The organism is Pseudogemmobacter sp. W21_MBD1_M6, assembly GCF_052119585.1.
Classification (GTDB): domain Bacteria; phylum Pseudomonadota; class Alphaproteobacteria; order Rhodobacterales; family Rhodobacteraceae; genus JBGQOJ01.
In genome coordinates this window covers 196,410-214,717 of sequence record NZ_JBGQOJ010000001.1, presented here as the reverse complement: position 1 = coordinate 214,717, position 18,308 = coordinate 196,410, and the positions used below count along the sequence as shown (strand labels likewise).

General features: G+C 60.0%; 14 protein-coding genes. 6 read left to right on the top strand and 8 right to left on the bottom strand.

What is annotated here, in order from left to right:
• Positions 1–52 precede the first annotated feature (52 nt).
• Both ACEN2R_RS00875 and ACEN2R_RS00870 read right to left on the bottom strand, forming a co-directional pair.
• A complete protein-coding gene (locus ACEN2R_RS00875; protein WP_442038258.1) occupies positions 53–517 on the bottom strand; it encodes an SRPBCC family protein in 465 nt (154 codons plus the stop codon).
• Positions 514–846 (bottom strand): ArsR/SmtB family transcription factor, encoded by a 333-nt coding sequence (locus ACEN2R_RS00870; RefSeq protein ID WP_442038256.1) that lies wholly within the window; start codon positions 844–846, stop codon positions 514–516. The genes ACEN2R_RS00875 and ACEN2R_RS00870 overlap by 4 nt, the downstream gene beginning before the upstream one ends.
• 122 nt (positions 847–968) lie before the next feature.
• Between ACEN2R_RS00870 and dnaE the strand changes: the two genes are divergently transcribed.
• Positions 969–4,430, top strand: a complete 3,462-nt coding sequence (gene dnaE / locus ACEN2R_RS00865) for a DNA polymerase III subunit alpha (protein ID WP_442038254.1) — start codon at positions 969–971, stop codon at positions 4,428–4,430.
• Between the two features lie 180 nt (positions 4,431–4,610).
• Positions 4,611–5,543 (top strand): 3-keto-5-aminohexanoate cleavage protein, encoded by a 933-nt coding sequence (locus ACEN2R_RS00860; protein ID WP_442038252.1) that lies wholly within the window; start codon positions 4,611–4,613, stop codon positions 5,541–5,543.
• 43 nt (positions 5,544–5,586) lie between these two features.
• On the opposite strand, the gene ACEN2R_RS00855 is transcribed toward ACEN2R_RS00860, so the two are convergent.
• Entirely contained in the window at positions 5,587–5,793 is a 207-nt protein-coding gene (locus tag ACEN2R_RS00855) for a SlyX family protein (protein ID WP_442038250.1), read from the bottom strand.
• 122 nt (positions 5,794–5,915) lie between these two features.
• Between ACEN2R_RS00855 and hisS the strand changes: the two genes are divergently transcribed.
• From hisS to hisG, 3 genes are read left to right on the top strand one after another with little or no spacing between them, the layout of a single operon-like run.
• Positions 5,916–7,424: a histidine--tRNA ligase gene (gene hisS / locus ACEN2R_RS00850; RefSeq protein ID WP_442038248.1), complete on the top strand. Its 1,509-nt coding sequence runs from the start codon at positions 5,916–5,918 to the stop codon at positions 7,422–7,424.
• Positions 7,417–8,529: an ATP phosphoribosyltransferase regulatory subunit gene (locus ACEN2R_RS00845; protein WP_442038246.1), complete on the top strand. Its 1,113-nt coding sequence runs from the start codon at positions 7,417–7,419 to the stop codon at positions 8,527–8,529. The genes hisS and ACEN2R_RS00845 overlap by 8 nt, the downstream gene beginning before the upstream one ends.
• Positions 8,526–9,236, top strand: a complete 711-nt coding sequence (hisG, locus tag ACEN2R_RS00840) for an ATP phosphoribosyltransferase (protein ID WP_442038244.1) — start codon at positions 8,526–8,528, stop codon at positions 9,234–9,236. The genes ACEN2R_RS00845 and hisG overlap by 4 nt, the downstream gene beginning before the upstream one ends.
• A 602-nt stretch (positions 9,237–9,838) precedes the next feature.
• Here hisG and istB read toward each other — a convergent pair.
• The 4 genes from istB to ACEN2R_RS00820 form a co-directional block, all read right to left on the bottom strand.
• The gene (istB, locus tag ACEN2R_RS00835; RefSeq protein ID WP_442038242.1) at positions 9,839–10,591 is read right to left on the bottom strand and encodes an IS21-like element helper ATPase IstB; all 753 of its coding nucleotides are present in this window, start codon (positions 10,589–10,591) and stop codon (positions 9,839–9,841) included.
• Positions 10,588–12,087 (bottom strand): IS21 family transposase, encoded by a 1,500-nt coding sequence (gene istA, locus ACEN2R_RS00830; protein ID WP_442038240.1) that lies wholly within the window; start codon positions 12,085–12,087, stop codon positions 10,588–10,590. The genes istB and istA overlap by 4 nt, the downstream gene beginning before the upstream one ends.
• A 470-nt stretch (positions 12,088–12,557) precedes the next feature.
• Positions 12,558–13,256 carry a hypothetical protein gene (locus ACEN2R_RS00825; protein ID WP_442038238.1) on the bottom strand — a complete coding sequence of 233 codons (699 nt, stop codon included), beginning with the start codon at positions 13,254–13,256 and terminating at the stop codon, positions 12,558–12,560.
• 243 nt (positions 13,257–13,499) lie between these two features.
• On the bottom strand, positions 13,500–15,764 hold the full coding sequence (locus ACEN2R_RS00820) for an adenosylcobalamin-dependent ribonucleoside-diphosphate reductase (RefSeq protein ID WP_442038236.1): 2,265 nt from the start codon (positions 15,762–15,764) through the stop codon (positions 13,500–13,502).
• Between the two features lie 124 nt (positions 15,765–15,888).
• Between ACEN2R_RS00820 and ACEN2R_RS00815 the strand changes: the two genes are divergently transcribed.
• Positions 15,889–16,320 (top strand): DUF1489 family protein, encoded by a 432-nt coding sequence (locus tag ACEN2R_RS00815; protein ID WP_442038234.1) that lies wholly within the window; start codon positions 15,889–15,891, stop codon positions 16,318–16,320.
• Positions 16,321–16,468: 148 nt separating this feature from the next.
• Here ACEN2R_RS00815 and ACEN2R_RS00810 read toward each other — a convergent pair whose 3' ends face one another.
• Positions 16,469–18,202, bottom strand: a complete 1,734-nt coding sequence (locus ACEN2R_RS00810; RefSeq protein ID WP_442038232.1) for a PQQ-dependent methanol/ethanol family dehydrogenase — start codon at positions 18,200–18,202, stop codon at positions 16,469–16,471.
• Positions 18,203–18,308 lie beyond the last annotated feature (106 nt).

Here is an 18,308-nt window from a genome sequence, read left to right as displayed (position 1 = left end):
GGCGTGCTGCCGGATTTTTAGGCGCTGGTTGCACAAAATTTATGCTTACTCTTCAAAGGCTTTCGGCCAATGCGGCCAGTTGGTCGGTCGCGGCGTTCCAGCCGACATAGAACCCCATTTCCTCGTGGGCGGCGCGGTCTTCCTCGCTTTTGTGCCGGACCTCGGCGCGATATTCGGTTCTGCCGTTGTTCGGCTCAAAGGTCAGAAGCGCGGTGAAGAACGGCTTGGCAGAGGGGATCCAGCCTGCCGTCAGCGTGTCGGTAAAGACAAAGCGGCGGTCGGGCTCGAAATCCAGAATGCAGCCTTCGGTCGGGTGCATCGTGCCGTCGGGCAGCTTCATATTGGTGAAGAAACGCCCGCCGCGGACCAGATATATCACCGCCTCTGTGGTCTCGACGGGCTTTGGCGCGAACCACTGTTTCAGCAACTCGGGCTTGGTCCAAGCCGCGTAAACCCGGTCTGGCGTCGCGTTGATTGTGCGGGTGATTTCCATGTTGAACAGTTCGATTTGTCTCAAAGGTCTTGCTCCTGTTGCGGATAGGCGCTCAGCCGGGCTGGCTGCCCCTCCCGTAATTGACGTTGCTGGCTCAGCCAGTGCTCGGCCTCGGCGATCCGGCCCGGTTCAATCCGGCAGGTGCGCACACGGCCCTGTTTTTGGGTGCGCACGAGACCGCAGTGTTCCAGCACTTTAACATGTTGCAGAAATGACGGCAGCGCCATGTCGAATGGCTCTGCCAGTTCTCCGATGCTGGACGGGCCAATCGCCAGCCGCGCCAATACCGCGCGGCGGGTCGGATCGGCCAATGCGCGAAAGACGGAATCGAGGTTGGCGTTATGGTTAGTCATATGCCTTTGTATATGCGAGACCAAGATTGATGCAAGTTATCTGGCGGCTGACTGCGGTTAAATTCTGCTGATACCTCTTTGTTCGCCTTCCCCCCGCCCGCTTGCTTGTTTACTCTGGCCGGATGACCAAAGATCCGCGATTCATCCACCTTCGGGTGCACACCGAATATTCGCTTCTTGAAGGCGCGGTTCCGGTGAAAAAACTGCCTGCCCTTTGTGAAAAGATGGGCATGCCTGCGGTGGCGATCACCGATACGAACAACATGTTCGCCGCGCTTGAATTCTCGGTCGGCGCATCGGGTGCGGGCATTCAGCCCATCGTCGGCTGCCAGATCAGCGTCACGTTTGAGGCGGTGACCCCCGGCGAGCGGCAAAAGCTGCCTGCGCCCGTGGTTCTGCTGGCCCAGAACGAGACCGGTTATTGCAACCTGATGAAGCTGAACTCTTGCGCCTATCTGGACGCACAGGGAGAGTTACCGCAGGTCACCGTTGACGAACTGCAAAACTATGGCGCGGGATTGATCTGTTTGACGGGTGGGGCTGACGGCCCTGTCGGAAAACTGATCCGGGCCGGGCAAATGCCCCGTGCGCAGGCGTTGATGACGCGGCTGCATGCGATCTTTGGCGATCGGCTGTATGTCGAGTTGCAACGCCATCCGGGCGAGGGGGGCCGCACCACAGAGGCAGAGCGCGCGACAGAGCAGGGCTTTGTCGAGATGGCCTATGCGATGGACCTGCCGCTGGTCGCGACGAACGACGTCTATTTCCCAAAAACCACCATGTACGAGGCGCATGACGCGCTGATCTGCATCGCCGACGGGGCCTATGTCGATCAGCAGGAACCACGCCGCCGCCTGACCCCGCAGCACTATTTCAAGTCGCCGCAGGAAATGATCGCGCTGTTTGCGGACCTGCCGGAAGCCATTGAAAATACGGTTGAAATCGCCAAGCGTTGCGCGTTCAAAACCTACAAACGTGACCCCATCCTACCCAAATTCGCCGATGACGAGGTCGTCGAGCTGCGCCGTCAGGCGAAACAGGGGCTTGTCGAGCGGCTAAAGGTCATTCCCCATGCCGCGACGGTCGAGGAATACGACGCGCGGCTGGAGTTCGAGCTGGGCATCATCGAGGGCATGGGGTTCCCCGGCTACTTTTTGATTGTTGCCGATTTCATCAAATGGGCCAAGGATCACAACATCCCCGTTGGTCCGGGCCGTGGTTCGGGGGCGGGTTCGCTTGTGGCCTATGCGCTGACGATCACCGACCTTGACCCTTTGCGCTATTCCCTGCTGTTCGAGCGGTTCCTGAACCCCGAACGTGTGTCGATGCCCGACTTCGACATCGACTTTTGCATGGACCGCCGCGAAGAGGTGATCCGCTATGTGCAACAGAAATACGGGCGCGACCGTGTGGGGCAGATCATCACCTTCGGCGCGCTTTTGTCCAAGGCTGCCGTGCGCGACATCGGCCGCGTGTTGCAGATGCCATACGGGCAGGTGGACCGCCTGTCCAAGCTGATCCCGGTCGAGGGCGTGAAGCCCGTCAGCATCGAAAAGGCGCTGGCAGACGAGCCGCGCCTGCGCGAAGAGGCCAAGAACGAGGAGGTCGTCGCCCGGCTGCTGGACTATGGCCAGCAGGTCGAGGGGCTGTTGCGCAACGCCTCGACCCACGCGGCGGGTGTCGTGATCGGCGACCGCCCGCTGGACGAGCTGGTGCCGCTGTATCAGGACCCCCGATCTGATATGCCTGCCACCCAGTTCAACATGAAATGGGTCGAGGCGGCTGGGCTGGTCAAGTTCGACTTTCTGGGGCTGAAGACCCTGACCGTGATCCAGAACGCGCTGGACCTGTTGCGCCTGCGCGGCGTCGATGTGGATATCTCGCTGATCCCGCTGGACGATCAGAAATCCTATGAACTTTACGCCAGCGCGAAAACCGTCGCCGTGTTCCAGGTGGAATCCAGCGGCATGATGGACGCGCTGCGGCGCATGAAACCGACCTGCATCGAGGACATCGTGGCGCTTGTGGCGCTGTACCGTCCCGGCCCGATGGAAAACATCCCCACCTATTGCGAGGTGAAAAACGGGGTGAAAGAGCTGGAGTCGATCCACCCGTCGATCGACCATATCCTGGCCGAAACCCAGGGCATCATCGTCTATCAGGAACAGGTGATGCAGATCGCGCAGGTCATGGCGGGCTATAGCCTTGGTGGCGCCGACCTGTTGCGCCGCGCCATGGGCAAGAAAATCGCCGAGGAAATGGCCAAGGAACGCCCAAAGTTCGAAAAGGGCGCAATGGCCAACGGGGTCGAGAAAAAGAAAGCTGCCGAGGTTTTCGACCTTCTCGAGAAGTTCGCCAACTACGGCTTCAACAAATCCCATGCCGCCGCTTATGCGGTGGTCAGCTATCAGACGGCATGGTTGAAGGCGAACCATCCGGTGGAATTCATGGCCGCGGTCATGAACTGCGACCTGCATCTGACCGATAAGCTGAGCGTCTATAAACAAGAGGTTGACCGTCTGGGCATCGAGGTTATCCCGCCCTGCATCAACCGCTCTCAGGCGCTGTTCAGCGTGTCGGAAGGGCGCGTTGTGTACGCGCTGGGGGGGCTGAAGAACGTCGGCCTCGAGGCGATGAAACTGATCACCGAGGGCCGCAAAGACAGCGATGGCCACGAGAAACCGTTCCGCGATCTGTTCGATGTGGCCCGCCGCGTTGACCTGAAACGGGTGGGCAAGCGCCCGATGGAAATGCTGGCCCGCGCCGGTGCCTTCGACGAGCTGGACCGCAACCGCCGCCGCGTGTTCGACAGCCTCGATGCGCTTGTCAGTTATTCCGCCGCGATCCACGATCAACGCGGCTCGTCGCAGGTGTCGCTGTTTGGCGAGGCGGGCGACGATCTGCCGGAGCCCCGTATCGTGGGGTTGGATGACTGGCTGCCGGGTGAGCGTCTGGCCGAAGAGCATAAGGCCATCGGGTTCTACATGTCTGGCCATCCGCTTGATGATTACATGTCGGCACTGCGGCGCAAGGGCGTGCTGACGCTGGCCGAAGTCGAACAAAAGGCCCAGAACGGTGCCGCCATCGTCAAAATGGCCGGCGCGGTGTCCAGCAAGCAGGAACGCAAATCCGCCCGTGGCAACCGCTTTGCGTTTGTGTCCCTCTCCGATCCGTCCGGCCTCTACGAGGTGACGGTGTTTTCCGATACGCTGGACGCGGGCCGCCAATATCTTGAGACGGGAATGAATGTCGTGCTGACCGTCGAGGCAACGATGGAAAGCGAACAGCTGAAACTGCTCGCCCGTGCCATTCAGCCCATCGACAGTGCCGTCGCCGATGCGGGCGCGATGGGGATCAAGGTTTATGTCGACCGCGAGGCCGCAATTGTTTCCGTCGCAGGCCTGCTGCGCCGCGCGCAGGCAGAGGCCAAGGGCCGCATCAAAGGCGAGGTCACATTCTGCCTGATGGATCCGGGCCTGCCCGGAGAGGTCGAGATTGCCCTTGGCGATGATTTTCCCGTCAACCCGCAGATCAAGGGCGCGATCAAATCGCTTGGCGGGGTTCTGACGGTCGAGGATTTCTGAAGCACGCCCCCTTCGGGTGCCTCAATGGCCGACCATGTCAGGGTCGCGCGAAAAAGCTGGCTATATCCGCCGCATTTGCTAGCGTTTGCGAACGCTTGGGCGAGACCGCGCGCTGGCCAGAAATTCTGGTCGATGACGGGCACGTGGTGGCCGGTAAAACATGAAAAGGTGCTGACCCATATGGCCCAAGCCCGAAAAGTCATTATCACCTGCGCTGTGACCGGCGCGATCCACACCCCGTCTATGTCGCCCTACCTGCCGATCACGGCGGATGAAATCGTGGATGACGCCCTGAAAGCGGCAGAGGCAGGCGCGGCCATCCTGCATCTGCACGCGCGCAACCCCGCGACAGGACAGCCCGATCAGACACCAGAAGGGTTCGCCCCCTTCCTGTCGCGGATCAAGCAAAGCACCAATGCCGTGCTGAACATCACCACCGGCGGCAGCCCCTTCATGAAGGTCGAGGAACGCGTCCGCCCTGCCGCGACCTTCAGCCCGGAAGTGGCGTCGCTGAACATGGGGTCGATGAATTTCGCGCTGTTCCACCTTTTGGATAAATACAAGGAGTTCAAATTCGACTGGGAGGCAGAGTTCCTCGAGAACTCGCGCGATCTGGTCTTCCGAAACTCGTTCAAGGACATAGAGTATGTCCTGAAAACTTGCGCTGAAAACGGCACAAGATTCGAATTCGAATGTTACGACACCTCGCATCTCTATAATCTCAAACACTTTTATGACCGCGGGTTGGTCAAGGGGCCGCTGTTCATCCAGTCGGTGTTCGGCCTGCTGGGCGGGTGCGGTGCGCACCCCGAAGATGTCATGCACATGAAACGCACGGCTGACCGGCTGTTTGGCGATGACTATCGCTGGTCGGTTCTGGGGGCGGGGGCGAACCAGATGCGCGTCGCGGCGCAATCCATTGCGCTGGGCGGGAATATTCGCGTCGGGCTGGAGGATTCGCTTTGGGCGGGGCCCGGAAAGCTGGCCAGATCCAACGCGGAACAGGTCACTCTTGCGCGCCAGTTGATCGAAAGCCTTGGAATGCAGGTCGCCACCCCGGACGAGGCACGGGGCATGCTGGCGCTGAAAGGCGGCGATCAGGTCAACTTCTGATCTTGTCGCCCGTTGGCTCTCTCTTTTTGGTCTAAATATCCACTTACCAGTGCGGCGGCTTTTGATCCGCCAGGGGGATAGACCCGCCCGCATCCAGTTCGCGCCCGGCCTCGCGCTCCATCAGCATGGCAACGCGGTGTGTCAGGCGGGCAATCTCGGTATCCTGCCGCGTGACGATATCCGACAAGTCATCGACTGCGCGCGTCAGATGGGCGATTTTCTCTTCGAGGTGGGTCAGGTCTGTTCTCATGCCCGCGCCTTAACACGTTCGCGGATACCGGGCCAAGGGGCATGTAACGGCGCAGCCGCCTTGCCCCTGTGCCGCCCATCGGCTAGACCGCGCGCAACCGATCCACCAAGGACCAGACCCAGATGGCCAAGGAAAAGAAACAACCCCGCCCGAAGGCAGAAACGCCCAAGGGTTTTGTCGACTATTTCGGCGCGGAAGTGACCGATCGCAAGCAGATGCTGGACCAGATTGCAGAGGTCTATCACCGCTATGGCTTCGACGCGCTCGAAAGTTCTGCGGTCGAGACGGTTCAGGCGCTGGGAAAGTTCCTGCCGGACGTGGATCGCCCGAATGAAGGTGTCTTTGCCTGGCAAGAGGACGAGGACGGCGACAAGGGGGACTGGCTTGCCCTGCGCTATGACCTGACCGCGCCTTTGGCCCGTGTTTATGCGCAATACCGCAATGACCTGCCGACGCCCTATCGCCGCTATGCGATGGGCCCTGTCTGGCGCAACGAGAAGCCGGGACCGGGCCGGTTCCGGCAGTTCTATCAATGCGACGCCGATACGGTCGGCGCACCGACAGTCGCCGCCGATGCAGAGATTTGCGCGATGCTGTCGGACACGCTGGAAACCGTCGGAATTCCGCGCGGCGACTACATTGTGCGCGTCAATAACCGCAAGGTTCTGAACGGCGTCATGGAAGTGGCGGGGGTGCTGGACCCGTCCGACCCCGCGCGTTTCATCCACGAACGTGGCATTGTCCTGCGTGCGATCGACAAGCTGGACCGCCTGGGTCTGGACGGTGTGCGCGCCCTTCTGGGCGAGGGGCGCAAGGACGACTCTGGTGATTTCACCAAAGGGGCCGGTCTTGGGGCCGAACAGGCCGAGATCGTTATGGGGTTCATGCAGGCTAAACGCGCGACAGGCGGCGAAACGGTGGCGTGCCTGCGCGATCTGGTCGCGGGATCGGTGACCGGTCTTGCGGGGGTGCAAGAGCTGGAAACCATCGCCGAACTGATGGATGCGCAGGGCTATGGTGCCGACCGGATCGACATTGATCCCAGCGTCGTGCGCGGCCTTGGCTATTACACCGGTCCTGTTTACGAGGCCGAACTGACGTTCGAGATTTTCGACGAGAAAGGCCGCAAGCGGCAGTTCGGGTCGGTCGCGGGCGGCGGTCGCTATGACGATCTGGTCAAGCGGTTCACCGGGCAGGAAGTGCCGGCAACGGGCGTCTCGATCGGCGTTGACCGCCTGCTGGCCGCGCTGCGGGCCAAGGGGCGGATGGACAAGACCGTTCAAGGCCCCGTGGTGGTCACCGTGATGGACCGCGACCGCATGTCGGATTACCAATCCATGGTCGGGGAACTGCGCGCGGCCGGTATCCGGTCCGAGGTCTATCTGGGCAACCCCAAGAACTTTGGCAACCAGTTGAAATATGCCGACAGCCGGAATTCTCCCGTTGCGATCATTCAGGGCGGGGATGAGGCGGCGCGGGGCGTTTTGCAGATCAAGGACCTGTATCTGGGGGCCAAAATCGCCGAAAGCGCAAGCGTCGAGGAATGGAAGGCGCAGCCCGCGCAGACAGAAGTGCCACGGGGCGATCTGGTCGCCGCAGTGCGTGAAATATTGAGCAATTACAATGTCTGATACCTTTCCAAAAGCCATGGTTCGCGCCGAGGCACAGCGCCTTATGGCATTTTTCGAGGCGTGCGGCGGCGTGCCGGTCGAGGCGGACATTCTGCAACCGGCGGATCTTTTGCTGGATCTGTATGGCGAAGATATCCGCGCCCGCGCATTTGTCACACGCGACCCTGTGCGCGGGGAAATGATGTTGCGGCCCGACTTTACCGTTCCCGTTGTGCAAATGCATATGGACGGTGGCGCAGACCCCGCACGTTACACCTATGCGGGCGAGGTGTTTCGCCGGCAAGAAGATTACTCGACCCGGTCGTCCGAGCATATTCAGGTTGGATACGAGGTCTTTGATCGGACCGATCCCGCCGGGGCGGACGCCGAGGTTTTCGCGCTTTTCTCTGAAATTCTGTCGCCGCTGGGCCTGCGTGCGGCCACGGGTGATATCGGCATACTGAAGGCGGCTGTCGAAGGGCTGTCCACGACCCCGCGCCGTAAGGCTGCATTGCTGCGCCATATCTGGCGCCCGCGCCGGTTCCGCGATCTGCTGGACCGTTTCGGTGGACGCGCGCCCGTTCCGGCCAGCCGCAAGGCGCTGCTGGGGGCGGTGGCGGATGGCATCGCACCTATGCTGATGTCCAACGGCCCGATGATCGGGTTGCGGTCGGAAGAAGAGATCGCAGCGCGAGTGCAGGCCTTGCTGGATGATGCGGCCACACCGCCGATTTCCGTGCTCGAGGTTGAAATTCTGGACGACATTCTGAATTTGCGGGAAACCTCGCGCAATGCGCTGGAGCATTTGCGCGACATCGCGGTGGATTTGCGGACGATCGCGCCCGCCGTGCACCGGATGGAAGCGCGGCTGAATGCCATGGAACAGCGCGGTGTCGATGTGGATAGCCTTGATTTCGAGGCCAGCTACGGGCGCACGACCATGGAATATTACGATGGTTTCGTCTTTGGCTTTTATGCTGAAACGCGGCCTGACCTGCCGCCGGTCGCAACCGGTGGTCGTTATGACGCGTTGACCCATCGTCTGGGGCATGGGCGTTCCATTCCCGCAGTCGGCGGGGTTGTCCGCCCCGAACTGGTTCTGGTCGTAAAAGAGGCACTGGCATGACTGTTAAGCTGGGCGTGCCGTCCAAAGGGCGGCTGATGGAAAAGACCTTTGACTGGTTCGGCGCGCGTGGTGTCGAGGTGCGGCGCACCGGATCGGAGCGCGAGTATGCCGGTGCGGTTGAAGGTATGGACGGCGTAGAGCTGGTTCTGCTGTCGGCGGGGGAAATTCCGCGCGAACTGGCCGCCGGGCGCATCCATCTTGGCGTTACGGGGTCCGATCTGGTGCGCGACAAACTGCCCGTCTGGGAAGAGCAGGCGACAGAGCTGGCGGAACTTGGCTTTGGTCACGCCGATCTGGTTGTCGCGGTGCCCAAAGCATGGGTCGATGTCGATACGCTGGATGATCTGGACGCCGCCGCCGCCGCCTTTCGGGCGGTGCACGGGTTCCGGATGCGCGTGGCGACAAAATACCACCGCCTGATCCGCGAGTTTTTCAAGGCCCACGGCGTGGCCGAATACCAACTTGTCGACAGTCAGGGGGCCACCGAGGGCACCGTGAAAAACGAAACCGCAGAGGCGGTTGCCGACATCACATCCACCGGCGAAACCCTGCGCGCCAATCACCTGAAACTGCTGTCCGACGGGCTTGTCCACAAGTCACAGGCGACGCTGTATGTGTCGCGCAAGGCCGAATGGACCGACACGGATCGCACCATTCTGGCGGATCTGATGGCGCGGCTGCGGCTGAGCCTTCCAGACCGGACCTGACAAAAGGGGGCTATGCGCCGGGCCTCGTTGCAGAGCCGGGGCCCAAGGCCTGCTTTCCCTTTTCCCGCCGTGTTCGCGCCACGCGAACAAACTCGGCGCTGCCTTGGTCCGACGTCGCCCCGAAACGGGTTGTCGTGCGATGTCGGGGGCGGCTGTGGCACCTGAGCAAGACAGGATCGACCACCATCAGCGCCGTTGTTCCCGCCTTCAATGGCCCGTCCCGGTTGGCATGGGATTTCAACTGATCAAACAATAGCCAGAAAACGGAGTAGCCTGCGCAAACCCTGATTTTTGCGTTCCAGGCAAGACCTATATCTCCCAAGAAAATAAAGCCTATCGCGATAACAGCCTGAAGCTGTAAAAATGTGAAGCATGCGCACTAAATACATAGCTTACACAAAGTTTTCCACCGATAGGCCGAAGACAAGAAAAACCGCACAAAGGGCGGGTTTCTTCTGTAAAATTGCAGGTGTCAATCCCGGTGGGAAATTGGTCAGTTTTCGGTTTGGGCGGCGCCTTGGCGCGCTTGCTTTCCATATAGCTGACGCGTGCCTTGGCGCGCTGGCCGCAGGCCAGCCCTTTTGATCCCGAGTTTATGGAGATCAGGTTTGGGCTTTGCGGCTTTCGCGCAGCCGGAAGCTTTCGCCATTCATTTCGAGGATGTGGACGTGATGGGTCAGGCGATCCAGAATTGCGCCTGTGAGACGCTCTGAGCCGAAGACCTCGGTCCATTCATCGAATGGCAGGTTGGAGGTGATGACGATGGAGCCGCGCTCGTAGCGTTGGGAGATGACCTCGAACAGCAACTCGGCGCCGGTCTTGCTGAGCGGAACGAAGCCGAGTTCATCGATGATCAGCAGGTCCTGGCTGACCAGCAGCTTTTGCAGACGCTGCAGGCGCCGTTCATCGGCAGCTTCGATCAGTTCGTGAACCAGGGCGGCAGCGGTGGTGAAGCGGACCTTCAGACCCTTTTGGCAGGCCGCCAGTCCGAGCCCCAGGGCAACGCGGGTCTTGCCGGTGCCGCTCGGGCCCAGGGCGATGACGTTCTCGCGCCGGTCTACGAAGGCGCAGCGAGCCAGTTCCATGGTCAGGGCCTTGTTCAGTGACGCAATCACCTTGAAGTCGAAGCTGTCCAGGCTCTTGGTTGCCGGGAACTTGGCGTCCTTGATCCGGCGTTCGATCATCCGGCGTTCGCGCTCAATCAACTCCAGTTCACAGAGCCGCAGCAGGTAGTGAACATGGTCCTTGTTCTCCGCCGCGCATTGCCGTGCCTGCTTGTCGTACTCGCTGTTGAAGGTCGGCAGGCGCAGCTTCTTGAGATGATGCTGCAGCAGGACCTGTGGCGTATCGGTCATACCATAGCCCTGGACATCAACGCATTGTAGCTGGCCGGGTCCGTCGTCTCGACCTGTGCCTTGGGCAGATAGGGATAGATGTCGAGATCAAGCCGCGGCGGACGCTTCTCGATCCGGCACAGCACGAGATGCTTGACCGCGTCGTAGCCAATGGTGCCGTGGCCGAGAGCGTACTTGATGGCGCCATGAACATGGGCCATCTCGAAGGTCTCCAGCAGACGCAGAACCTGGACGTACTCGCGCTTGCCCTTCTTGCCCATCCGCGCTTCCAGCAACCGGTGCAGGGTGGCGAACTCGGCGGGCAGGTCCCAGCCCTGCAGCGGCGCCGCCTGATCCAATGCGCCGACCTTCTGCTCCAGCAGAGGCAGATAGTGCATCGGATCGAAGACCATGTCAGCTTTCTCGTAGGACCGGCGGTGGCGGGCGATCACCTCTGCGCCGCAGCCGATGACGACCTCATGGACGTAGCCCCGGACCTGAACCTCGTGGTGTGCGTAGGCAACCGGGACGGAATAATCGTTGCTGCGATAGCGGACCATCGAGATCGACGTCGCCCGCGTGCTGACCTTCTCGCAGGCATCATAGGGCGTGGGCGACAGTGCCATCAGCGCATCCAGGCCGCGCATCAGACGGTCGCCGATCGGCTCTGAATGACCACGCACGGTATCGCCTTGGCGCCTCAGGCATTGTTCTTCCAGCCGGGCATTCAGCTCATCGAAGCTGTTGAACCGGGGCGCTGGTACGAGAAAGTTCCGTCGTCCGTAGCCGATCACGCCTTCGATATTGCCTTTGTCGTTGCCCTTTCCCGGACGACCAAACTTGTCGTCGAACAGGTAATGCGACTGCAACTCGGCAAAGGTTCTGGTCCTCTCCCGCTTCCCGTCGCCGCAAATCCTGACAACAGCGATCGAGGTGTTGTCATAGAGGATCGACAGCGGCACGCCGCCGAAGAACGCAAAGGCGGAGACATGCCCGTCGCAGAATGCCTCGGTCGTCTCGGCAGGATAGGCCTTGATGAAGAACGCCTCCGAATGCGGCAGCGCCATCGCAAAATAGTGCAGCTTGCACTCGACCCCGTCAATCACACCAAGCGTCTCGCCAAAATCCACCTGCGCGTGACCGGGCGCGTGCGACAGCGGGACGAACACTTCCTTTGATCGGCGTTGCTTCTGGCGGACATAATCCGTGACGATCGTGATCCCCCCAGTGAAGCCATGCTCGTCCCGTAGCCGGGCATGGATGCGCTTGGCCGTATGCCGCTGCTTCTTGATGACCCGTTTGTCGTCTTCCAGGATCTGATCGGTAATCAGAATGAACGGATCAAGCTTCGGGCGGACAGGCAAAGCAGTTCGCCGATACCCTGGGGGCACGGAATACAGCAGGATCTTTGCCACCGTTTTGCGGTCGATCCCGTAAAGACGACCAGCTGCACTTTTGCTCATACCATCAACATGGCAGGCCCGACGGACACGATTGTATAAGTCCACAGAATACATCTCCCCACCCTCCGCTCATCGGCTTCAGGTGTCAGATTGCGGAATTTTACTCCGCGACGGTCAGATCATTAGACCGTTTCTGTGGCCATTTTGTCTCCGGGATTCACACAGACTAACGTCGTGCGGGGTCTTGATTGCCACGATGACTTCCGTGACCGCATCAACGGCATCTTGGGAAAGGTTACGACGCGCCCCTTCGCGCTTAGCAAATCCGATCAGGTGTTCTTGCGTCAGACCCCTCAGCTCGGTGGGAGGGCATCGACTCAGGAAAGGGGCTGACAGACCGCGCAGGCTATTGGCTGTCAGCACCCAAGTGATCCAGGACATATCGAAACCAATGCGGAAGTACGGACATGACCAATGACGCGCGGTGGACCTCTCAAGGAGGGGCAGCAAACCCTCAGTCAGAGAATACCGCTGACCACCAGTCGACTGGACCTCCCCTGCCTTCTCAATCTCGTCGACCACGATCACAGGATTCGCAATCTGAGAGGCCATGATACTTTCCAGAACCTTGCCTGGGCCCGCTGATCCCCATCCCTTTTGAGACCCCGTAACCGCAAATGAGGCGGGCTCCCCGTGGCTTCGATGATCGTCGTCGGCACGGAGATCTGATCCCCCAACAGGCGGGCAAAGTGGCTTTTGCCGATCCCGGGCGGACCAACGAGGAGCAATGGCCTCAGGCGGGGCGCAGCATCACCATTGCGGACTGAGGCACGCATGTCGTGCCAAAGACGCTCTGTTGCAGGAGCCATCCAGGGCATCTCCGTGTGTAGGCGACTGGCGATTTCGTCGGCGCGGTGCTCGGTCTCTATGCACTTTGGACCTGCACCCCCTCGGAAAACCTGCAACTTGCGGCGATCTTTGTCGTCGAGATGGTCCATGCCTGATCGGCGTGAAACGGCGCTGAGATAGGCTGCCTCCCTCCGCCTTATTTTCAGCCGATCGGCTTCGGACAGCGCGTATTCGAATTTTGGGCTACCGATCCGTTCTCTGAAGTTGTCTAGGAATATCTTCAGACGACGTTCGATGTCATAGGCCGAAGGCAGGTTGTGATCCGGGAAAGTGACGTCGGCAAATTTTATGCGTGGCATTGAATGTCCTCTCATATCCGGCACGCCCAACTTGTGGCGGCCAGCATCTGGCAGCGTGTGGCTGCCATGTTTCAACAAGAGGATCCGGATCCATGGGAACTTAATGAGAACATTTTGTGAGGTCGGTCAACCTCAGCGCCGGGAGTTCAGCCCTGAAACGAAAATGCCGACCCTCTCGGATCGGCATTTCTCAGTTTCAACAATTTCAATGACTTAGCTATCAGTGGTCACTTAAGCCCCACCCAAAGGTCGTTTTTTTGGGCTAAATGGCTCTCAATTGCCCCCCATAACACGTCATCAATTATCTTTTTGCAAGCATCAGCCGCATTTGGAATAGCCGCAGCTTGCGCAGGTCATGCACCCCTCGACCATCCGCAGTTCATAGCCGCCGCAGGACGTGCAGGCCTTGCCTTTTGGTTTGCCGCTTAGTGGAACGATCGCGGACTGAGGGTCGGATTTCAGGCCCATGCCTGTGCCTTCGATGAAGCCGGTACTGACCAGATGTTGCTCGATCACTCCGCCGATCGCCGCAAGGATGGATGGCACGTATTTGCCCTGCATCCATGCCCCGCCGCGCGGATCAAAGACGGCTTTCAGCTCTTCCACGACAAAGGACACGTCACCGCCGCGCCGGAAGACGGCTGAAATCATCCGCGTCAGGGCAACCGTCCATGCGAAATGCTCCATGTTCTTGGAGTTGATGAATACCTCGAACGGGCGACGGTGGCCGCTGAAGATGATGTCATTGACCGTGATGTAAATCGCGTGCTCTGAATCGGGCCACTTCAGCTTGTAGGTCGCGCCCTCCAGCTCGTTCGGGCGATCCAGCGGTTCGGTCATATAGACCACATCCGCGCCGCTTTCGGCTTCGATGACCTTTTCGGAGCTTGCACTGACCGACAAAACGGACCCGGTGACCGCGTTGGGGCGGTAGGTGGTGCAGCCCTTGCAGCCCTGATCCCAAGCCGCCATGTAGACGTCCTTGAACTCTTCAAAGCTGATGTCTTCGGGGCAGTTGATGGTTTTGGAAATCGAACTGTCGATCCATTTCTGCGCCGCCGCCTGCATCTTGACGTGATCCATCGGTGCCAGCGTCTGGGCGTTGACGAAATAGTCAGGCAATTCTGCGTCACCGAATTTTTCGCGCCACATCTGAACGGCGTAGTCGATGACCTCTTCTTCGGTCCGCGATCCATCTTTTTGCAGAACCTTGCGGGTGTAGGCATAGGCGAACACAGGCTCGATTCCGGAACTGACGTTGCCCGCATAAAGGCTGATCGTGCCGGTTGGCGCGATCGAGGTCAGCAGCGCATTGCGGATGCCGTGGGTGCGGATCGCCTCGCGCACGTCCTCGTCCATCGCCATCATTGCGCCGCTTGCAAGGAACTTGTCGGCGTCGAACAACGGAAACGCGCCCTTTTCCTTCGCCAGTTCGACGGAGGCCAGATAGGAGGCCCGCGCGATCTGCTTCATCCAGGCCTCGGTCTGCGCCGCGCCTTCGTCAGAGCCATAGCGCAGCCCGACCATCAACAGCGCGTCGGCAAGGCCCGTCACTCCAAGGCCGATCCGCCGCTTCGCCTGCGCCTCTTGCCGCTGCTGTTCCAGTGGAAAGCGGCTGGCATCGACCACGTTGTCCATCATCCGCACGGCCGTCGCCACCAGATCATCCAGCGCCGCCACGTCAAGGCTTGCGCCCTTGCCGAAGGGGTCAGCCACCAGCCGCGCCAGGTTGATAGAGCCGAGCAGGCAGGCGCCATAGGGTGGCAAAGGCTGCTCTCCGCAGGGGTTCGTCGCGGCGATCGTCTCGCAATAGGACAGGTTGTTCATCGCGTTGATGCGGTCGATGAAGATCACGCCGGGTTCGGCATAATCATAGGTCGACTGCATGATCTTGTCCCACAGGCCGCGCGCATCGACGGTGCTGTAGGTCGTCCCGCCAAATTGCAGATCCCACGACGTGCCAGCCTTTACGGCGGCCATGAAATCATCGGTGATCAGGACGCTGACGTTGAACATCCGCAACCGCGCCGCGTCGGATTTTGCCGTTATGAAATCGTTGATATCGGGATGGTCGCACCGCATGGTCGCCATCATCGCGCCGCGCCGCGACCCTGCGGACATGATCGTGCGGCACATTGCATCCCAGACATCCATGAACGACAGCGGGCCGGAGGCATCCGCCGCCACGCCCTTGACGCCGGCGCCTTTGGGGCGGATCGTCGAGAAATCATAACCGATGCCGCCGCCCTGTTGCATTGTCAGCGCGGCCTCTTTCAGCATTTCGAAAATACCGCCCATGCTGTCCGGGATCGTGCCCATGACAAAGCAGTTGAACATGGTCACGGTGCGCGCGGTTCCCGCCCCGGCTGTGATCCGGCCCGCAGGCAGATATTTGAAATCTTCCAGCGCACCAAAGAATTTCTCTTCCCATTTCGCCGGCTCTTTTTCGACGACGGCAAGGGCCTTGGCAATGCGGTGCCACGTGTCCTCGACGCGCAAGTCGATCGGCTCTCCGCCCGCCTCTTTGAAACGGTACTTCATGTCCCAGATTTGTTCGGCGATGGGGGCGGTAAAGCGGCTCATTATAGAATCCTTTGGCAGCAGGGGAGCGATGGTGATAGGGCGCTGACGACAGAGGGTCAATTGCCATCCTACCATAAATCGCTATTGTTGACCACTTAAAGAGAGCCACATCTTGGGGGTCAGCATGGCGAACACCATAAATCTGGTAAAATTATGTGTCGGAGCCGAGTCGGTCGAGGATCTCTTGAACTGGCAAGCCCAACGCCGCGCGCAGAATTCCGCAGACCTTCCGCGCCACGTCACCCGCATGTGGCCCAAGAAAGACGAGGAACTGCTGAACGGCGGCTCTTTGTATTGGGTCATCAAGGGCGTGGTGCTGGCGCGCCAACGCATCGTCCGTCTGGACGAGGTCATTGGCGAAGACGGAATTCGCCGCTGCGGTCTGGTGCTGGAGGCCGAGGTTATCCGCACAGAGGCAATGCCGAAACGCCCGTTTCAGGGCTGGCGCTATATGGCCCCCGCCGACGCCCCGCGCGATCTGGCCAAGGGGCGCCGCGGCGACGATAGCCTGCCCCCGTCGCTGGTCGCGGCCCTGTCGGAAATCGGACTGCGCTAGGCCGATCACGAAGGCAAAAGGCCGGACATGCCACGTCCGAAGGTGTGATGCCCTGCGCGCCCCGCCAGCGCAGCCCAAGGGGCGGACGACCCTGGTTCAAACAAGGGCACCCGAAGGTGCCCTTTCGAATGTTGGCGCGGTTTGTGCCTCAGCTTGGGATCTTGAATACCCAGACCGAACCGCCCTGATTGAGGTAATTGACCTTTTTGGCCACTTCGCCCCCCCAAAGGGGAACAGCCCCGCCCCATCCGGACGTTACAGCGATGAACTGCTCGCCGTCCTGCTCCCAGGTGATCGGCTGGCCCACGACGCCTGATCCGGTTTGAAAGCTCCACAGCTCTTTGCCGGTCTCATCGTCGAACGCCTTGAGATACCCCTCGGGTGTGCCGGTAAACACCAGCCCGCCAGCGGTTGTCATGACGCCGGCCCAAAGTGGTGCGTTGTTCTTGTATTCCCATTTGATCTCGCCCGTGTTCGGGTCAATCGCTTTCAAAGATCCGATATAATCCTCGAACAATGGCTTGATGGTAAAGCCGGCCCCCATATAGGCGGCACCTTTTTTATAGGTGATCGGCTCGTTCCAGATGTCCATGCCCCATTCGTTGGATGGCACATAGAACAGCCTGGATGTTTGCGAATAGGCCATCGGCATCCAGTTTTTACCGCCAAGGAACGACGGAACGGCAAAGACGGCTTTGCCTTTTCCGTCAGCGCCATCCGCAGGGTTACCCGGACGATTGTCTTCGGCGTAGATCGGGCGGCCGGTCTCGTCGATGCCCTTGGCCCAGGTGATATCCTTGACGAAGGGGCTGGCCGAGACGAACTTGCCGTCTTCGCGGTTCAGGACGTAGAAGAACCCGTTCCGGTCAGCGGTGGCAAACCGCTTGTTGTTGTCCTTGTCCTCGAAGCGGACCATTTCGTTCACACCGTCAAAGTCCCAGCCTTCGCGCGGGGTGGTCTGAAAGTGCCATTTGATCTCGCCGGTGTCTGGATTGATGCCGATCCGGCTGGCCGCGTATAGGTTGTCGCCGGGGCGCAAATGGCTGTTCCATGGCGATGGGTTGCCGGCACCGAACACAAGCGTGTCCGTGTCGCTGTCGTAAGAGCCGCCCAACCATGTGGCGCCCCCGCCGGTTTTCCACATGTCGCCTTCCCAAGTGGCGTTCAAAACGCCGGTCATGGTGCTCTCGGCGCCCTTGTATGTGCCCATGTGGCCTTCGATGACCGGGCGGGTCCAGACCATCTCTCCGGTTTCGGCATCCCGCGCCTGCACTTCGCCGACGATCCCGAATTCACCGCCGGAATTGCCGGTTATGATCAGACCTTTGACGATAAGCGGTGCGGCAGTGTAGCTGTAGCCCGCTTTGTAATCCGCAATTTTTTCGCGCCAGACGACATCGCCGGTTTTCAGGTTCAGCGCGACGATACGCGCATCCAGCGTGCCAAAGTAGATCTTGTCGCCATAGATCGCAGCGCCACGGTTGACGACATCACAGCAAGGCAGGATGCCCTCGGGCAAACGCGCGTCGTATTGCCAGATTTCCTCTCCGGTTTTGATGTCGATCGCATACAATCGCGAGTAGGATCCGGTGACATACATCACGCCATCATAGACCAGCGGCTGCGCTTCTTGTCCGCGTTGCTTTTCGCCGCCCATGGAAAACACCCATGCCGGAACAAGCTTTTTCACGTTGTCCTTGTTGACCGCATCAAGCGGGCTGAAGCGTTGCAGATCGCGGCCCATGCCATTCGTGACGACCTGATTGGTCGTCATCTGGTCATTCGCCAACATGTCTTCTGTGACGCCAGCGGCGTTCTCGGCGGCAAAGGCTGAACCGGCGAACAGCAGCGCTGTCGTGGTTGCCAGTAATAGTCGTTTCATGAGGTCCTCCCGACATATGAAATTCGTGCGGCCACTATTGCCGAGTCGAAATTGTGGGGATATTGAACAAAGGTCGTATGCGGTTTCGGACCTACTGCTTTGGTCG

Bases quoted from the DNA above. Each gene is read 5' to 3' on its own strand.
- ACEN2R_RS00870 (WP_442038256.1), bottom strand. From the start codon at position 846: ATGACTAACCATAACGCCAACCTCGATTCCGTCTTTCGCGCATTGGCC.
- dnaE (WP_442038254.1), top strand. From the start codon at position 969: ATGACCAAAGATCCGCGATTCATCCACCTTCGGGTGCACACCGAATAT.
- ACEN2R_RS00860 (WP_442038252.1), top strand. From the start codon at position 4,611: ATGGCCCAAGCCCGAAAAGTCATTATCACCTGCGCTGTGACCGGCGCG.
- ACEN2R_RS00855 (WP_442038250.1), bottom strand. From the start codon at position 5,793: ATGAGAACAGACCTGACCCACCTCGAAGAGAAAATCGCCCATCTGACG.
- hisS (WP_442038248.1), top strand. From the start codon at position 5,916: ATGGCCAAGGAAAAGAAACAACCCCGCCCGAAGGCAGAAACGCCCAAG.
- ACEN2R_RS00845 (WP_442038246.1), top strand. From the start codon at position 7,417: ATGTCTGATACCTTTCCAAAAGCCATGGTTCGCGCCGAGGCACAGCGC.
- hisG (WP_442038244.1), top strand. From the start codon at position 8,526: ATGACTGTTAAGCTGGGCGTGCCGTCCAAAGGGCGGCTGATGGAAAAG.
- istB (WP_442038242.1), bottom strand. From the start codon at position 10,591: ATGACCGATACGCCACAGGTCCTGCTGCAGCATCATCTCAAGAAGCTG.
- istA (WP_442038240.1), bottom strand. From the start codon at position 12,087: ATGTATTCTGTGGACTTATACAATCGTGTCCGTCGGGCCTGCCATGTT.
- ACEN2R_RS00820 (WP_442038236.1), bottom strand. From the start codon at position 15,764: ATGAGCCGCTTTACCGCCCCCATCGCCGAACAAATCTGGGACATGAAG.
- ACEN2R_RS00815 (WP_442038234.1), top strand. From the start codon at position 15,889: ATGGCGAACACCATAAATCTGGTAAAATTATGTGTCGGAGCCGAGTCG.
- ACEN2R_RS00810 (WP_442038232.1), bottom strand. From the start codon at position 18,202: ATGAAACGACTATTACTGGCAACCACGACAGCGCTGCTGTTCGCCGGT.